The organism is Pseudanabaena sp. lw0831, from assembly GCF_016584665.1.
GTDB lineage: Bacteria > Cyanobacteriota > Cyanobacteriia > Pseudanabaenales > Pseudanabaenaceae > Pseudanabaena.
In genome coordinates this window covers 1-15,142 of record NZ_BBJB01000049.1, presented here as the reverse complement: position 1 = coordinate 15,142, position 15,142 = coordinate 1, and the positions used below count along the sequence as shown (strand labels likewise).

Sequence of the window (15,142 nt, the reverse complement as noted above, 5' to 3'; positions counted from 1 at the left end):
TTGGCAAAGCAGAATCCTGCTACTTTTCTGCCAGATGTGGCAACGACGCTGAACAATTTAGCGAATTTGCATAATGATACCAATGAAATGGCGATCGCTCTCTCAGAATATAGGGAAGCTCTAGAAATTTATCGAGAATTAGTAACCCATAATCCTGCTACTTTTCTACCATACGTGGCAACAACGCTGAACAATTTGGCGGTTTTGCATTGGAATACCAATGAAATGGCGATCGCTCTCTCGGAATATCAAGAAGCTTTACAGATTAGAAGAGAATTAGCGACCCATAACCCTTCTACTTTTCTGCCAGATGTGGCATTGACGCTGAACAATTTGGCGAGTTTGCATTGGGATACCAATGAAATGGCGATCGCTCTCTCGGAATATAGGGAGGCTCTAGAGATATATCACAAATTGGCAAAGCAGAATCCTGCTACTTTTTTGCCAGATGTGGCGATGACGCTGAACAATTTGGCGAGTTTGCATAGTGATACCAATGAAACTGATCTAGCGATGTCGGCATATCAAGAGGCTTTGCAGATTTATCAAGACTTTGCGAAAAAGAGTCCTGCTGCTTTTCAGCCAAAGGTGGATCTCGTACTTAAAAATATAGCGATTTTGTAAAATGTGATTGACGAAAGGAATATCTCTGGAATTGAGAACGAACAAGCCCCACCCACAAAGCCGAGAAGTAAGTCAATCAAATCCCGTACTTGGGTTCAAAATATTTGCCGTGGTATCAAAAATTTGTTGAGGATGCAACGGAGCTGAAGATGTAGAGATTAAGATCCCCGACTTTTTCTTTGCCATCATAGATCGGTTCTACTAGTCACACAAAAAGTCGGGGATCTGGGCAATTACAGGTTTCTTTTGCTGACCTAATTACTGATGTTATGTGGAAGTTTCTAAAGTAGGGGCGGGTTTTGCATATAGATCTTGCTTCAGCACAGAATTATCAACTAAACCCGCCCCTACTGTGTACACGATCGCCTGAGGGAGAGGGGATGAGGGTTTTACGTAACATCAGCTAAATTAAACTAGGCGATCGCCATAGCTAATTAAAAACGTGGCAACAGTAACAATCAAAATTAATGGATAGAGAATCCACGAAGCAATATTTAAATATTTGAAGGCTTTTTTATGCCCTTCTTTATCTAACTTCGTACCGATCGCCGTGACGATAATTGGTAGCAAGCACAGACAGAAATAGACATAAAACACATATTCCATCGCTACGGTATAGCCAACTTCAGGAAGTTGATTATTAAAGGATAGTAACAACACGATTCCTGATAGTAATGCCGAGGCAGGAGCCATCGTGCGAGGCACAAACATCGTATAGGGGAAGAACAGACAGCAATAGGTTAAGAGCGAAAGCAAAATCAACGGCAACACATTCTTAGATAGAAATACTAAGGTTTTGCGTTGAAAAGTCATCCGAATACTTAACCCAGGATATTCCACTTGAGCATTTGACTGAAACAAATCAGGATCGCCTTGAGTGGAGGTACTGCGCGATGAGTCTTGGAAATAGGTGATATCTTTGAAATTCCAAAGTTGTAGCCCTTGAAAGGGTTTGCGTTCCACATCTTTTGCTCTGGGTAGTTTTAAGCCAACGGTATCGATCGCATAAATTAACCGCTCCGTCGATAGATTAGGATTATCAAAGCGCAAGTTTAATTTCTGTGAATCAAAGGGATAATCGCGAAAATCGAAGGCATTCCGAAATTCACCACGCACCCGATAGAGACGATAGTTTAAGCCATTGACCACCTGTGCCTTGATTGGCGCTTTGCCATCAAATACTGGAGCTGTAGGGTTGACGCTATTGGTGACCGCATCAGGAAACTGAATTTCCGTAGGTTCATCACTGCCGCTATAGCGGAACCATACATAAAAATCGGCGGTAAACGTGGTCTTATCAATCCGATTTAGCTTATTGATATCCATCCCCGCATAAACTACGCGCTGCCGCCAAAAATATTGATTGCCAGATTGAACGATACTGCCAGCTTGGATTTCTTTCGGTAAATTCAGACGTTCAGGATTATCGATCGGCGTAAATTGTTGGGATGCTGAGATCAGTTTTTGATTTTGGAATTGAGCAAGGCGCACAGGCTGATCGCTATTGCGATCGCTGTTGAAATAAAGCAACCCCGTTAAACCTCTGATGCCCAGCTTACGATTGTTTAGTTTAGCTAGCGCATCGCGCACCTGTTCGCGATCGCCTTCTAAGCTTGCCGCTGTTAACTTAGGATTAGCCTTACGAATTGCATCCACCGCCGCGATCGCTGCCTCATAGAACTTCGCCCCTAAATAGGAAGGAGTCTTGTCGTAGGCTTTTTGATAAGCGGCCAGAAAATCTTGGGCATCGGCTCCTGCACTATCAAACAGGATTGGCAATGGCACATACATGCCATCGGTAAAGAATCCCGCCGTTTTCTTCTCTTCATCATATTTCTCAAACCGCTTTGCAAAGGGTTCTCTTCCTAGCGCTTGCTCACCAAGAATGCTATTTTTTAGACCTTTTTGTTTGAGCGCTACCAAAAAATCTTCAGCAACATCCTCTTTGGACAAGGTTAAAAACAAAATTCCTGCCTCAGGCTCGGCGGCAATTTCATTGACGATTTGTTGGACTGAGGCTTTGCGATTATTGGGATCGGAATCGATCGCCCAAGTCTTTTGAATTTTGCCGTTACCATTGGCTTCAAAGGCAGATTTAATTACTTCCGATTGGGTCTGTTCATTTTTACTAGCCTTGTCATAAATCACACTTGCCGTCTTGAACTGGAGTACCTGCTGCGCGTAGATTGACAAGGTTTTTGCCAGATCGGGATTGGTATAAATAATCCGAAAATAGTACGGGCGATCGCTCGTAACTTTAGGATTATTCGCCGTACCTGTAATCGCTGGTAATTTCTTATCTTGATAGATGCTACCTGCGGCGATCGAAGCATCGGAAGAGCGATGCCCCAACACCACTAGTGCATCACTTTTAGCAATTTCGTTAGCAACTTGAGTTGCCCCATCCGCATTGCCCTTGTCATCAAAAATATTTAATTTAAGTTGACGACCATTAATCCCCCCCTCACGATTGGTCGCATCAATATATAGCTTGATGCTATCGACGATTTCTTGACCACCACTTGCACCATCTCCGCTTAGAGGAGCAGCTACGGCGATCACGATCGCATTGCCATCGGCTCTCGAACTTTGCGGATATAGTCCACCGAGCGATATTACGATCATGAGCGTGATCAAAGCGATCGCGCAAAATCTTACAACTGTCTTACCCATGAAACCTACAGCCGTCCTATTTAAAAATTGCTAACGCATAAATTGAACTCTCTCGCAATTTTAGTGCTTTGAGCTACCGTCAAAACACCCAAAAAAGAAAAGAGGTCACAAAGTGACCTCTTTTCTTTTTGTGGATTTTAATTTGAGGGCGAATGATGGGAATTGAACCCACGAATGGTGGTACCACAAACCACTGCCTTAACCACTTGGCTACACTCGCCATTTAACCGTTATTGATATTACTACTGATATGTACAATTACACAAGATATTTTTGAAATTTCTATTAAAACCCAAAGTAGAGTTGCGGTGCGAATCGCCACAACTCTACTTTGGGTTTTAGCAAAAGGCGGCGCGAAGCGCCGCCTTTTGCTTTTTGGGATTTAATATTAAGTAGCGATCGCTATATTAACAACCCTAGACATCAATGGATTTAGACAATATTATCAACAAGCGCTATCGCATAACTCAAACCATTGGTATTAAACAAATTGGTGCGATCGCATTGTCGGTTTATCTAGCAGAAAATTTAGAGATGCCGATTACACCTAAACCTTTGTGTGTGATTTATTTCTGGCAAGTTTCAGAAAAAGATGCTCTAGATCATGAGGCGATCGCGACAAAGCTTTATGAAATCGGACAAAACTATACGCTATCCCCAAAAGTGCAAGCTTTTTTTACGGAAGAAGACAATTGTTATCTAGTGCGCGAATATCTGGAAGGTTATGAATATCTAGAAGAATTTAGCCGAATTTTTAATGATTTTACCGCTCCAGAAGTAAAAAAGACTTCAGAAGTTTCTACGGTTAAAGCTTTACCGATCGAGCGATCATGGGTGAAATCTCTTGCAAAAGTACCAATAAAGATTAATCGTCGTCAGTTACTGATTAGTACTAGTTCTGCGATCGCAGGTTTTACCCTAGCGATATTTCTCGAAAACCTCAAACCTCAGCCAGCACCAATCATCATTGCGGAATCGCCACCAGTTCCTGAACCACCTCGCGATCCGATCAAAAGAGGTGACAAAGCCTTTCGTGATGATTTGGGTAATGGAGTCCACATGGAAATGGTGCGGATTCCCTCAGGAAGATTTTCTCTTGGTTCGCCAACTAATGAAATTGGCAGACGTGACAATGAATCACCTATATCGGAAGTAAATATTCCTGCTTTTTACATGGCAAAATTTGTAGTCACGCAAGAGCAATGGGTCGCCATTATGGGCAGTAATCCCGCCTTATTTCGCGAAAATCTGCAAGCGCCTGTGGAAAATATTTCTTGGTTAGAGGCTCAAGATTTTTGTCGTAAATTAGCAGCGCGATCGCAGCACCTTTATCGCTTACCTAGTGAATCGGAATGGGAATATGCTTGCCGTGCTGGTACAAATACGGCTTACCATTTTGGCGATGGTCCCACTGAACTCGTTGATTATGCATGGTTTGCTGACAATGCCAACAAGCGATCGCATCCTGTCGGACAGAAAGTCCCCAACCCTTGGGGACTATACGAAATGCATGGCGGTGTTTGGGAATGGTGCGAGGATGTGTGGCACGATAATTTTAATGGTGCACCTGCCGATGGATCGGCATGGGTGAGCGATGGCTACACCAGTCGGCGCGTGCGTAAGGGCGGCTCATGGAGCAATGAAGCAAAGCTATGTCGAGCGGCAAGTCGTGAATGGCATTGGCAGAGCGATCGCTACAATGACATCGGCTTTCGCGTGGTTATTTCCGCAATGTAGAATTGAGCTATCATTGCCATTAATTCGATCTCAATGCTTAGGAAAACCTAATTAAGATCATGACAGCTCAACTCCTTACGCATAAATTTACAACACAGCAATATCACCTCATGCATGAAGCTGGTGTTTTTGCGCAGGACGAGCGTCTCGAATTAATTGATGGAGAAGTCAAAAAAATGTCGCCAATTGGCAGAAAACACGCTGCTTGTGTAAACCGTTTAGTTACACTATTCACCAAAAAATTAGGCGATCGCATTATTCAGTACAAAATCCAATTCGCTTAGATGATAATTCAGCACCACAACCAGATCTTGCCATCCTCAATATGAGGAGAGCTTACCAACACCTTCAGATATTTTGTTGATTATCGAGGTTGCCGATAGCACAATCTCCTATGATCGCGAAGTCAAATCACCTCTTTACGCATCGGTGGATATTCCTGAAATGTGGTTATTTGATGTCAACAAAAAAGCGATCGAGGGATATTCGCAACCATCTGCATCAGGATATAAACAGATAAATCGATACGAAAAGAATGATAAGTTATCGATACTTGCATTTCCTGATGTGACTTTTACTTGGGAAGACCTGTTTTAAGCTTGGAGCCATTAAATCCCAAATATGAATGCTAATCAATCTACCGATCTAACTGATCGTCCCGATCGCCAAATTTCCACTCAACTTATTCTCAAAGCCAGTAACGTCGTTGCGGGATATGTGGATGGGGTAGATATTTTACAAGGTGCAAATTTATCGGTATATGAAGGCGAACTTATCACCGTGATTGGCTCCAATGGTGCGGGTAAATCAACCTTAGCCAAAGCAATATTTGGTTTAGTACCAGTGCGATCTGGGGAAATATTATTTGGTGATCGCAATCTGATCGGACTTAAGCCCGAACAAATTGTGCGACAGGGAATTAGCTATGTACCGCAAGTTGCTAATGTATTCCCATCGCTAAGCGTATCTGACAATCTCGATATGGGAGCCTATACCCGCGAAGGAAATATTGCAGCAGTTAAAAACAAGATTTATGAAACTTTCCCTGTACTTGCCAAACGGCGCAATCAGAGGGCCGGGACACTATCTGGCGGGGAGCGGCAAATGCTTGCGATGGGAAGGGCACTGATGTTAGAGCCGAAATTATTGATTTTAGATGAGCCTTCAGCAGCACTATCACCAATTTTGGTTCAGGATATTTTTAATTTGATTCAACAAATTAATCAAACGGGGACTTCGATTATTTTGGTGGAGCAGAATGCGCGTAAGGCTTTAGCGATCGCCGATCGCGGTTATGTGATGCATTTGGGCAAAGATGAATTTACGGGTAAGGGTGCTGATTTATTGAACGACCCCGAAGTTGCCGAGTTGTATTTAGGCATGGGCAATTTTGGCAAAACAGCGTAGGAGCATCAAAATCATTGCGACGGGCGAAGCCCGCCACAATAATTTGGGGTTTTATAGTTAGTGAGATGTGGAATACATCGCGATCGCTTAGCTTGTCGATAGAATATTAGACTAAGGCTTTTTTATAGAGGAATTTCATGGCAGTCGTAGAGGTAAAGCTTTCGTTTGAGGAACTAACCAAAGCACAGACATATTTGCAGCAGTTAGGGCTATATGACGGCGAAGTGGATGGCATCTATGGCAGATTATCGGAAGCTGCTTTTGTGCAGTTTGCCAATGCCCTCAGCATCGATACGATTTTGGATGCTAACTCGCAAGCGTATACAAACAACCTCTTACAAAGCCCTGCGGTAGTTAGACATTTGCTCAAAATCATCGGCGAAGGCGATCGCCTACTTCAAAAATTTACTAACGCTCAGCGGATTTTCGTGAATATGGGGCAAGCCGACTCTAACTATCTTGGCTTCCTTGATCGTGGAGTCAATGGCAGTATTGCAGGTTCCAAAAAAGGTTTGCCAAATCGCAATTTTGCCCCATCGCCATTGTTAAACCATATTCCCGCCTATGCAGATCGCCTCGCCAGTTTACCAGATGGGGTAAATGTGGTTTCTTATGGTGAAGTTGCCATGCTGTCTGGTAGTCAGGTGCGGGTGCGATTTCGTCCTTATCCTGCGATCGGCGCAGTTCCAAATATTGAAACCATTGGCTTAGAGTTTCTACATAGCAGTATTCAACAGGCTTGTATCTGCGTTGGCAGTGTTGTTAATGGACAAATGTTAACCCGTTGGATTGGGCGCAATCCTTTAAGTAATGTCCAGTTTTGGAGTTCTACCAAAATATTGCCATTGCTCTACACCATTTGCAAAGCCAATCAAGTGCAACCAAATCAGGCGATCGCTAACTGTGCGATCGCTGATACACAGGGGAATAAAATACCCCGCACATTTGCCGAAATGGCTCAGCGTATTTGTGCTTATGAAGAATCTAATGGCATGACCTCCAATGGATTGTCGGCAATGTTTAAGCAATTTACTACGCCCCTAGTACTACAGGATTGGCTCAAAAAAATTACAGGCAATCAAAAGCTGATTTTTCAAGGACGCTATGGCGAGGCTCCTTACATTGAACAGCCGATTTTGCGTGATGACACAGGTGCAAATGTCATCAATGGGGTAAAAGATCAACATCGTGGCGACAATTTGATTTCCGCCTACGACTTGACAAGAGTTGTTTCGCAAATCGCATGGCATCGTCATCTTGCCCCTGACAATCGCTTGACTGCTCAGTGGCATAGTTTAAGCACTTTGATTAGTGCGATGGGGCAAGATACGGCGAGGTACGTGGATGCGGCGATCGTGGCTCTGGGTTTGTCATATTTTATTGACAAACCTGTGGTGATCTCCAAGATGGGTTTTGGATACAGCGATCAACGTAAACAAACTGAACTTACCTATACCGCTTGTATTCAGTTTGTCGATCTCCTTGCCACGTCCCATGACTTGCCCTTACCAAAGATGAGATCGGTGAATATGACCTTACGTGCTGCCCTTAATCTTAGAGATCCTGTACGCGAAGCTTTAGAAATTGATGCGAGAATGGCTGCTACAGTCGCTGAGATTTTGCGTAGGATTGTCACAGAAGAGCTAATCTAGAAATTTAATGCTGCGGTCGAAATCTTCGAGTTCGCTTGCCATGCGGGATTGAAATACACAATGCAAAAACAACGCACTTTATCTGCTGTCGGTCTATGGTGGCGATGGGTACTGACTACGCTAGTTGGTGCAGCGATCGGTACTATATTTGGGATTGCTGCTTGTTTAGCGGGAGTTCATTACCTTAGCGATCGCCTGATCGATCTCCGCATTTGCGATACAGGCTTTGGCAATCTCAACTGTTCTGTGTCAACTGGTATTGTCAGTGGTGCGATTGTGGCCGGGCTGTTTGTGGGTTTGATGCAATATCTAGTCTTACGACGATTCCTGAGGTCTCCCGCATGGTGGATTTTAGCGAGTACCTTTGGTTGGGCTTGGGTTGGGTTTGCCGCCACAAGTCTTGCCTATACTGCTCAATTTGGCTTTGTACTAAATACTGACGGTTCCTTTGCCGAGAGCAACATTATCGATCGCATCCCGCTATTGGCAGTTAATTCTCTATGGTTAGTTTTAGCTGGAACCATGCTAGGCGTTTTACAGTGGCTAGTTCTGTGGAATGGTCAGAGTTCTAAATTTTCTGCTTCAAAATTTTTAAAAGGGCGATCGCTTCTATGGATTGTGGTTAATGTTGTGTTAGTAACATGCATGGCAGTAGCGATACTGACAACTTTTCGTGGTCAGGGGAGCTTGTATGGAATTCTATTATTCTTTTTAGGATTTACTCCTTTTTATGCCACGATTACGGGAGCAACCCTTGTCAAAATGCGACTACACCATTCCACAAAAATAACAAAAGCAGATCCAAATTCTATATTGCCTTCAAGTGAAGGAATAGATGGAATTAACAAAATGAGTAGTGATGAAACTTAAACATAATCCAAAAGTTATTCCGCTCGCGTAGTGGGCGAAGTAACTTTTGGATTATGCCTGCTTACTTGCTTAACTTAAAATAGAGAATTAATGTCGAATTTACCGCCTGAAGTTACGCAACTGCGATCTCAACTCACAGAAGCAACATCGATCGCTCTTGTTGATAATATTCAATTTTGTCTTGTTTCCACGACCTTCACCAGTGAAGTGATTTTGACTAGCTATGTCTGTGATGGTCTAAGTAAAGATGAGCAAGATACGCCAATTTTGCTATTACATGGTTTTGATAGTTCTTTATTAGAGTTTCGACGGCTGCTCCCAAAACTGGCGACTTCACGCCAAACTTTTGCCATGGATTTATTTGGTTTTGGGTTAACCGAACGTCTGGCTGATAGTCAAGTTAGTCCTGAAGCAATCAAAGAGCATCTTTACTATTTCTGGAAAACGGCGATCGCAAAACCAATTATTCTCGTCGGTGCATCAATGGGTGGTGCGGCTGCGATCGACTTTGCACTTACCTATCCTGATGTAGTAAAAAAGTTGATTCTGATCGGCAGTGCAGGAATGCGAAAAGGAACTTCTGCGGGTAAATTTCTGGTTCCGCCTTTAGATCGGATGGCTACTGATTTTTTACGCAGCCCCAAAGTCCGCCGTGAAGTTAGTCTCAAGGCTTATGCTGATCCCCGATTTGTCACAACCGATGCAGAGGTTTGTGCATCGCTGCATTTGGCGATGCCGCGTTGGAGTGATTCTCTGATTGCCTTTACCAAAAGCGGTGGCTATGGTTCCTTTGCAAAGCAATTAGCATATTTGCAACAGGAAACTTTAATTCTCTGGGGCGATCGCGATCGCATTCTCGGCACAAAAGATGCAGCCAAGTTCCAATCGATTATTCCTAATAACAAGCTAGTTTGGATTGACAATAGCGGGCATGTTCCGCATTTGGAACACCCCGAAATTACTGCCCAAGAAATCCTTAAATTCATCTATAGCGGAAGCCAGTTATGTTAGGGAAAACCCAAAAACCAAAAGAGAGTTGCGGCGCGAAGCGCCGCAACTCTCTTTTGGTTAACATCATTGCGATCGCACTTTCGGGCGGAAAAAGCTCAAGGATGGGAAGAGATAAAGCTTTATTGGAAATCAATGGTGAAACTCTATTATTGAAAACTTGTCGAACCGCATTACAAGTCTCTGCGGCAGTATATATCGTGGCTCGGAGTCAAGAACAATATCAAGAAGCAATCTCCTACAATCAACCTCAATTTTCAGTGGTAATCGATCAGCAATTTGATGGTGCTTTAGTTGGTTTTTGGCAAGGAATTCAAGCGATCTCAAGTCCTGTTGATTGGATCTTATTGCTTGCCTGTGATTTGCCTAATCTGCAAGGTGATATTCTTCAGCTTTGGGCTAGTCAATTAGCGAATTTATCTGAAACTGCGATCGCTTATTTACCACGCTATGTAGATGAGCGATCGCAAAAGCAATGGGAACCTCTGTGCGGTTTCTATCGTTGGCAATGTCAAGATTCTCTCAGAGAATTCATCAACAATGGTGGGCGATCGTTTCAGAAATGGCTAAGTATTCAAGAAGTTATTGAAATAGAAAATGCACCTTTAGCAATGCTGTTTAATTGTAATACTCCAGATGATTTTCGCTCGATAAAATAAAAGCGCACCCAAAGGGTGCGCTTCTATTTTATGCACTCATGTTACGTAGAAGTTTCAAAGACCATCACCCCTAGCCACTCTCCCAGAAAGGGAGAGTGGAAAAGAAAAACTTAAAACCGCCTCTTGCTCCCCTTCTCCCAAGGAGGGAGAAGGGGTTGGGGGATGAGGGCAGATTTTCTGTCTGCGTAAGGTAATTTATGTAATCACTGTCGGGCGATCTCGTCCTGTTAAAGTCTTGATCTGCGCGATTTGATCGGCAATCTCAATCAGCTCCTTCAGCGCCTCTTGCGGATCGAGGGAATGCTTCGCAATATTTGGTTCGTAGCTTTCCACATAAAGTCGCAGAGTTGCGCCTTCAGTGCCAGTGCCAGACAAACGGAATACAATACGCGAGTCGTCGGTAAAGCCAATTCGTACACCTTGCTTGGTGCTGACACTGCCATCGATGGGATCGGTATAGCTGAAGTCATCACAGAATGCAACTTCGTAATTACCAAACTTCTGAGTGGGCAAATCTGCAAATTTATTACGGAGATTGTTGATTAAGGTGTTAGCGCGATCGCTATCGACACCTTCATAATCATGGCGAGAATAGAAATTGCGTCCGTAAAGTTGCCAATGTTCCTTAACGATCGCCTCGACCGATTGCTGACGTGCTGCCAAAACATTGAGCCAGAAAAGTACCGCCCAGAGTCCATCCTTTTCGCGGACATGATTGGAACCTGTACCAAAGCTCTCTTCACCGCAGAGCGTTGCCTTACCTGCATCGAGCAAATTACCGAAGAATTTCCAACCTGTCGGAGTTTCGTAACATTCAATGCCTAAACGCGCTGCCACGCGATCGGGAGCTTGGCTGGTGGGCATGGAACGGGCAATACCAGCGAGTCCACCTTTGTAGGCGGGGACTAGATGAGCATTAGCAGCGAGGATCGCTAAGCTATCGCTGGGGGTGACAAAAAATTTATGTCCTAGAATCATGTTGCGATCGCCATCCCCATCTGAGGCTGCTCCAAAGTCTGGAGCAGTTTCACCATAGAGAACTTCGACTAGATCGTGGGCGTAAACGAGGTTCGGATCTGGATGTCCACCACCGAAGTCTTCAAGGGGAATGCAACATTGCAAAGCACTAGCAGGTGCACCGAGACGATTAACGAGAATTTCTTGAGCATAGGGGCCAGTTACGGCGTGCATTCCATCGAAGCACATCCGAAAACTCGGTGATGCTAGCAATAATTTAATGCGATCGAAATCAAATAACTCACCCATCAGTTCGGCATAGTCAGCAACGGAATCGATCACTGCGATCGTGGTATTGCCTAATTGGGATTCCCCGATCTGATCAAGATCAAGATCATCAGCTTCCAGAATCTTATATTCAGCAATGCTCTTAGTGATGTTGTAGATCGCATCAGTGATTTTCTCAGGAGCGGGGCCACCATTACCTGTGTTGTATTTGATGCCAAAGTCGCCATCTTTGCCTGCGGGATTATGACTTGCCGAGAGGATAATGCCACCAAAGGCGTTGTACTTTCGGATAATACATGAAGCCGCAGGTGTTGATAAAATCCCGCCGCGTCCAACGAGGATTTTGCCAAAGCCGTTGGCTGCTGCCATTTTCAAAATCACTTGGATCGCGTGGCGATTGTAATAACGTCCATCGCCACCGACGACGAGAGTTTGTCCTTGAAATCCTTCGAGGCTGTCAAATATTGATTGAACGAAATTTTCGAGATAGTTAGGTGTTTGAAAAACGGTAACTTTTTTTCTGAGACCCGAAGTACCGGGCTTCTGGTCGAAAAAAGGTGAGGTGGGAACGACTTTGATGCTCATTAAAATTGCTATCTAAAAATGCTCTGAATAAATGCTCTAAATACTGAAATGCCCATACCTTTAGGCTTGCTTTCATTTTACGAGTCATTGGTCAGTCAAGCAAAAAAAAGAGGAGTTGCAAAGCAACTCCTCTTTTTTTTGCTTGTTAAGCAGCAACTCCTGAAGCGATCGCACCCTGATTCACCACATTTGTAACATCAATTAATTCCGACTCAAAGCTAACTTGGGCGCGATTGGTTTTGCCACCAACGTAGAGGCGATCGCCAACTTGCAACGCCCATACCTGTGAGTGACTGACGTAGCTCATGATCACCCCTAACATCAACAATCCAAACCCTGCATAAACAATGGGAATCCCTGGATCAGCCTTAATTTGTAAACCAGTACTACCGATCACTTCTTTTAAGGTAAAAGTAACCCCATTAACTTCGGCACTGCCATTGGTACGAACTGTAGTAAGAAGATTGCCCTTCTCGTCATAGATCAGGAAAGTACCTTGTAAATCAGGCGTAATTAGCGTAATTCCCGCACTGAGATCGGGCTTGGTAGGAATCCATGTTCCCCAAACTTGACGACCGCCATTTTGGGATTCTAACTTCCTAACTGGTAATTGCAGGATTGGGCTATTGTTAAACGTAAATCTGACCGCATGAATATCCCAGTTCGCTTGATAGAAGGTAACACCCTTGTACTTGAGAGGTTTATTCACATGGATAGTTTGGCGATCGACTTCTTTACCGTCATTATTAAGAACTGACAAGTCCGAATAGAACTGATCAATACTTCCCTTGGGGGTGTAATCAATCCAAAATCGGTTAACGCGCACTGACCAATCTTTAGGAACTTGATTAGCAGACCAAGCGCCTGCCTCGGTAATATTTTTGACTTGAAATGTTTCACCAGTGGGAACCATTTCTTGGGCAGTGAAACCCGTTAGCGCCCCCCAAATTGAACCGATTAAAACCAGCAACATACTGGCATGGACGATAATTGGTCCAACTCTACCAACCAGCCCTTTACGCGCATAAAGGCGATCGTCAGCTTGATAAACCTTATAGTTTTTGCTTTGTAGTGATCGCGCTAAGTTATTTAGATTACCGCCAATAATTTCTGTGGCGAGGGGAAGTTTGGCGAAGCTTTGGGGCTTGGTGTAGTAAAACCAACGCTTGGAAGCCTTGAGAATTGGCAATTGACGATTAAAGGTGCAAGCAGTGAGGCTTGTGCCAAATAAAATTAACAGTGAGAGAAACCACCAGCTTCCATAGACATGTTCTAATCCGATCGCCAAAATCACCTTATACGATAAAAATCCAAACAGGGCAGGATGTTCGGGATAATTTTCACGATAAAAATCGATAGTTTGTCCCTGCTCGATCACCGTACCGAGAATGCTAAATAGGGCAATCAACAATAATAAGGCGATCGCCACTTTTAGATTGGCAAGGAGTGCCACTACCTGATGTCGCCAAATTTGGTTAGCTTGGAATTGGATTTTTTGAAACACGTCACGTCTATGGTTACTACTGCTAGCTTTGATCTTATCTCAGGTTGTCAGAAAGTAGATCTGACCTTGAGCTACGGTGGGAAGACTAAATTTAGGGTAAAGTTAAGCCAATCTTACAGATATTCTTAGGGAACAAGAGCATATGTCACAGGGCAAAGAAACTACAGTTTTGGTATTGTCCCTGCTAGTCACAGCAGGGATTGCTGGTGGAGGCTACTGGTTTTTTTTACAGCAAAAATCAGCAGTAGTACCAGCTACCACAGCAACACCAGCTACCACGGCAACACCAGATTCATCATCACAACCAACTCCCCCCGTACTAACATCAGCCAACTTAAACCTTGATACATCTCTACCAAATCCTAGTGTTTTGGGGATAGATGGCAGTACCGCGATGGTTGCTTTGGTCAAGGATTTGCGTAATGCTTATAGTCAAGTTAACCCAAACATACCCACCACCTATGGGATTCCTGATGGCAGTCCCGGTGGCTCCAATCAGGGATTAAAAAATCTCATTGATGGGAATATCTCGATCGCGGCGACTTCTCGCCCTCTAAAAGCCGCCGAAGCGCAGGCAGGGATACAATTAGTGCCGATCGCTAAAGATGCGATCGCTGTAGTAGTTGGTATTAATAATCCATTTAAAGGTAATTTGACTAAAGAGCAATTACGCGATATCTATCAGGGTAAAATCACTAATTGGTCGCAAGTTGGTGGGGCAAATCAACCAATTAGAGTGATCAATCGCGCCACCACAAGCGGAACAAGAGAAGCATTTCAAGATATTGTTTTACTCGGTCAAGGGTTCGCGCCAGATAGCCCTAACTTCATTACGTGGAAACAAGACGAAACAACGGCAATACTGCGTGATATAGGCGATAGCGGGATCAGTTATGCCACAGTTTCACAGGTAGAGAAGCAAGAAATCGTAAGAATTATTGCGATCGATGGAGTTCTGCCTACGGATGTTAATGCCGTCAAAGCTGGTAAATATGCAATTAGTCGCAGTTTGTTTTTAGGTGTAAAAAAGATTACCAGTCCTGTATCTAAGCAGTTTATTGAGTTCGCGCTCTCGCCTCAAGGTCAGCAAATTGCCCAAAGGCTAGGATTTATTTCTGTACAGTAGCTCTAAGGGACTTACACAAAATAATTGCTCCCAAAATGTTACGGCGGGCTAC

At 43.9% G+C, this 15,142-nt stretch carries 13 protein-coding genes and 1 tRNA gene; 10 read left to right on the top strand and 4 right to left on the bottom strand.

The window, feature by feature from the left end; translation table 11 throughout:
* On the top strand, nt 1–624 hold a 624-nt coding region (locus APA_RS08780), incomplete at its 5' end, for a tetratricopeptide repeat protein (RefSeq protein WP_201321913.1).
* Nucleotides 625–1,032: 408 nt separating this feature from the next.
* On the opposite strand, the gene APA_RS08775 is transcribed toward APA_RS08780, so the two are convergent.
* Nucleotides 1,033–3,297: an ABC transporter substrate-binding protein gene (locus APA_RS08775; protein WP_201321912.1), complete on the bottom strand. Its 2,265-nt coding sequence runs from the start codon at nt 3,295–3,297 to the stop codon at nt 1,033–1,035.
* Nucleotides 3,298–3,444: 147 nt separating this feature from the next.
* A tRNA-His gene (locus APA_RS08770) sits at nt 3,445–3,517 on the bottom strand.
* 206 nt (nt 3,518–3,723) lie between these two features.
* Here APA_RS08770 and APA_RS08765 point away from each other — a divergent pair.
* The 8 genes from APA_RS08765 to APA_RS08735 all read left to right on the top strand — a co-directional run bounded on the left by APA_RS08765 (nt 3,724) and on the right by APA_RS08735 (nt 10,630).
* Entirely contained in the window at nt 3,724–5,034 is a 1,311-nt protein-coding gene (locus APA_RS08765; RefSeq protein WP_201321911.1) for a formylglycine-generating enzyme family protein, read from the top strand.
* A 59-nt stretch (nt 5,035–5,093) separates the two neighbouring features.
* Nucleotides 5,094–5,318, top strand: coding sequence for a Uma2 family endonuclease (locus APA_RS25480; RefSeq protein WP_268961907.1), 225 nt, complete (start codon nt 5,094–5,096; stop codon nt 5,316–5,318).
* A 73-nt stretch (nt 5,319–5,391) separates the two neighbouring features.
* Entirely contained in the window at nt 5,392–5,631 is a 240-nt protein-coding gene (locus tag APA_RS25475) for a Uma2 family endonuclease (protein ID WP_268961906.1), read from the top strand.
* Between the two features lie 24 nt (nt 5,632–5,655).
* Nucleotides 5,656–6,441 carry an ABC transporter ATP-binding protein gene (locus tag APA_RS08755; protein ID WP_201321910.1) on the top strand — a complete coding sequence of 262 codons (786 nt, stop codon included), beginning with the start codon at nt 5,656–5,658 and terminating at the stop codon, nt 6,439–6,441.
* Between the two features lie 137 nt (nt 6,442–6,578).
* Nucleotides 6,579–8,093, top strand: coding sequence for a peptidoglycan-binding protein (locus tag APA_RS08750; protein ID WP_201321909.1), 1,515 nt, complete (start codon nt 6,579–6,581; stop codon nt 8,091–8,093).
* Nucleotides 8,094–8,153: 60 nt separating this feature from the next.
* Nucleotides 8,154–8,963 carry a hypothetical protein gene (locus APA_RS08745; RefSeq protein ID WP_201321908.1) on the top strand — a complete coding sequence of 270 codons (810 nt, stop codon included), beginning with the start codon at nt 8,154–8,156 and terminating at the stop codon, nt 8,961–8,963.
* Nucleotides 8,964–9,053: 90 nt separating this feature from the next.
* Nucleotides 9,054–9,974 carry an alpha/beta fold hydrolase gene (locus tag APA_RS08740; RefSeq protein WP_201321907.1) on the top strand — a complete coding sequence of 307 codons (921 nt, stop codon included), beginning with the start codon at nt 9,054–9,056 and terminating at the stop codon, nt 9,972–9,974.
* Complete coding sequence (locus APA_RS08735) at nt 9,968–10,630, top strand: molybdenum cofactor guanylyltransferase (RefSeq protein WP_201321906.1); 663 nt, start codon at nt 9,968–9,970, stop codon at nt 10,628–10,630. Before APA_RS08740 ends, APA_RS08735 begins: the two co-directional genes overlap by 7 nt.
* A 195-nt stretch (nt 10,631–10,825) precedes the next feature.
* Here APA_RS08735 and APA_RS08730 read toward each other — a convergent pair whose 3' ends face one another.
* Both APA_RS08730 and APA_RS08725 read right to left on the bottom strand, forming a co-directional pair.
* Nucleotides 10,826–12,460, bottom strand: a complete 1,635-nt coding sequence (locus APA_RS08730; protein WP_201321905.1) for an alpha-D-glucose phosphate-specific phosphoglucomutase — start codon at nt 12,458–12,460, stop codon at nt 10,826–10,828.
* Nucleotides 12,461–12,605: 145 nt separating this feature from the next.
* Nucleotides 12,606–13,964 (bottom strand): cytochrome c biogenesis protein, encoded by a 1,359-nt coding sequence (locus APA_RS08725; protein ID WP_236579467.1) that lies wholly within the window; start codon nt 13,962–13,964, stop codon nt 12,606–12,608.
* Nucleotides 13,965–14,106: 142 nt separating this feature from the next.
* Between APA_RS08725 and APA_RS08720 the strand changes: the two genes are divergently transcribed.
* A complete protein-coding gene (locus tag APA_RS08720) occupies nt 14,107–15,090 on the top strand; it encodes a phosphate ABC transporter substrate-binding protein (protein WP_201321904.1) in 984 nt (327 codons plus the stop codon).
* The last annotated feature ends 52 nt before the right edge of the window (nt 15,091–15,142 follow it).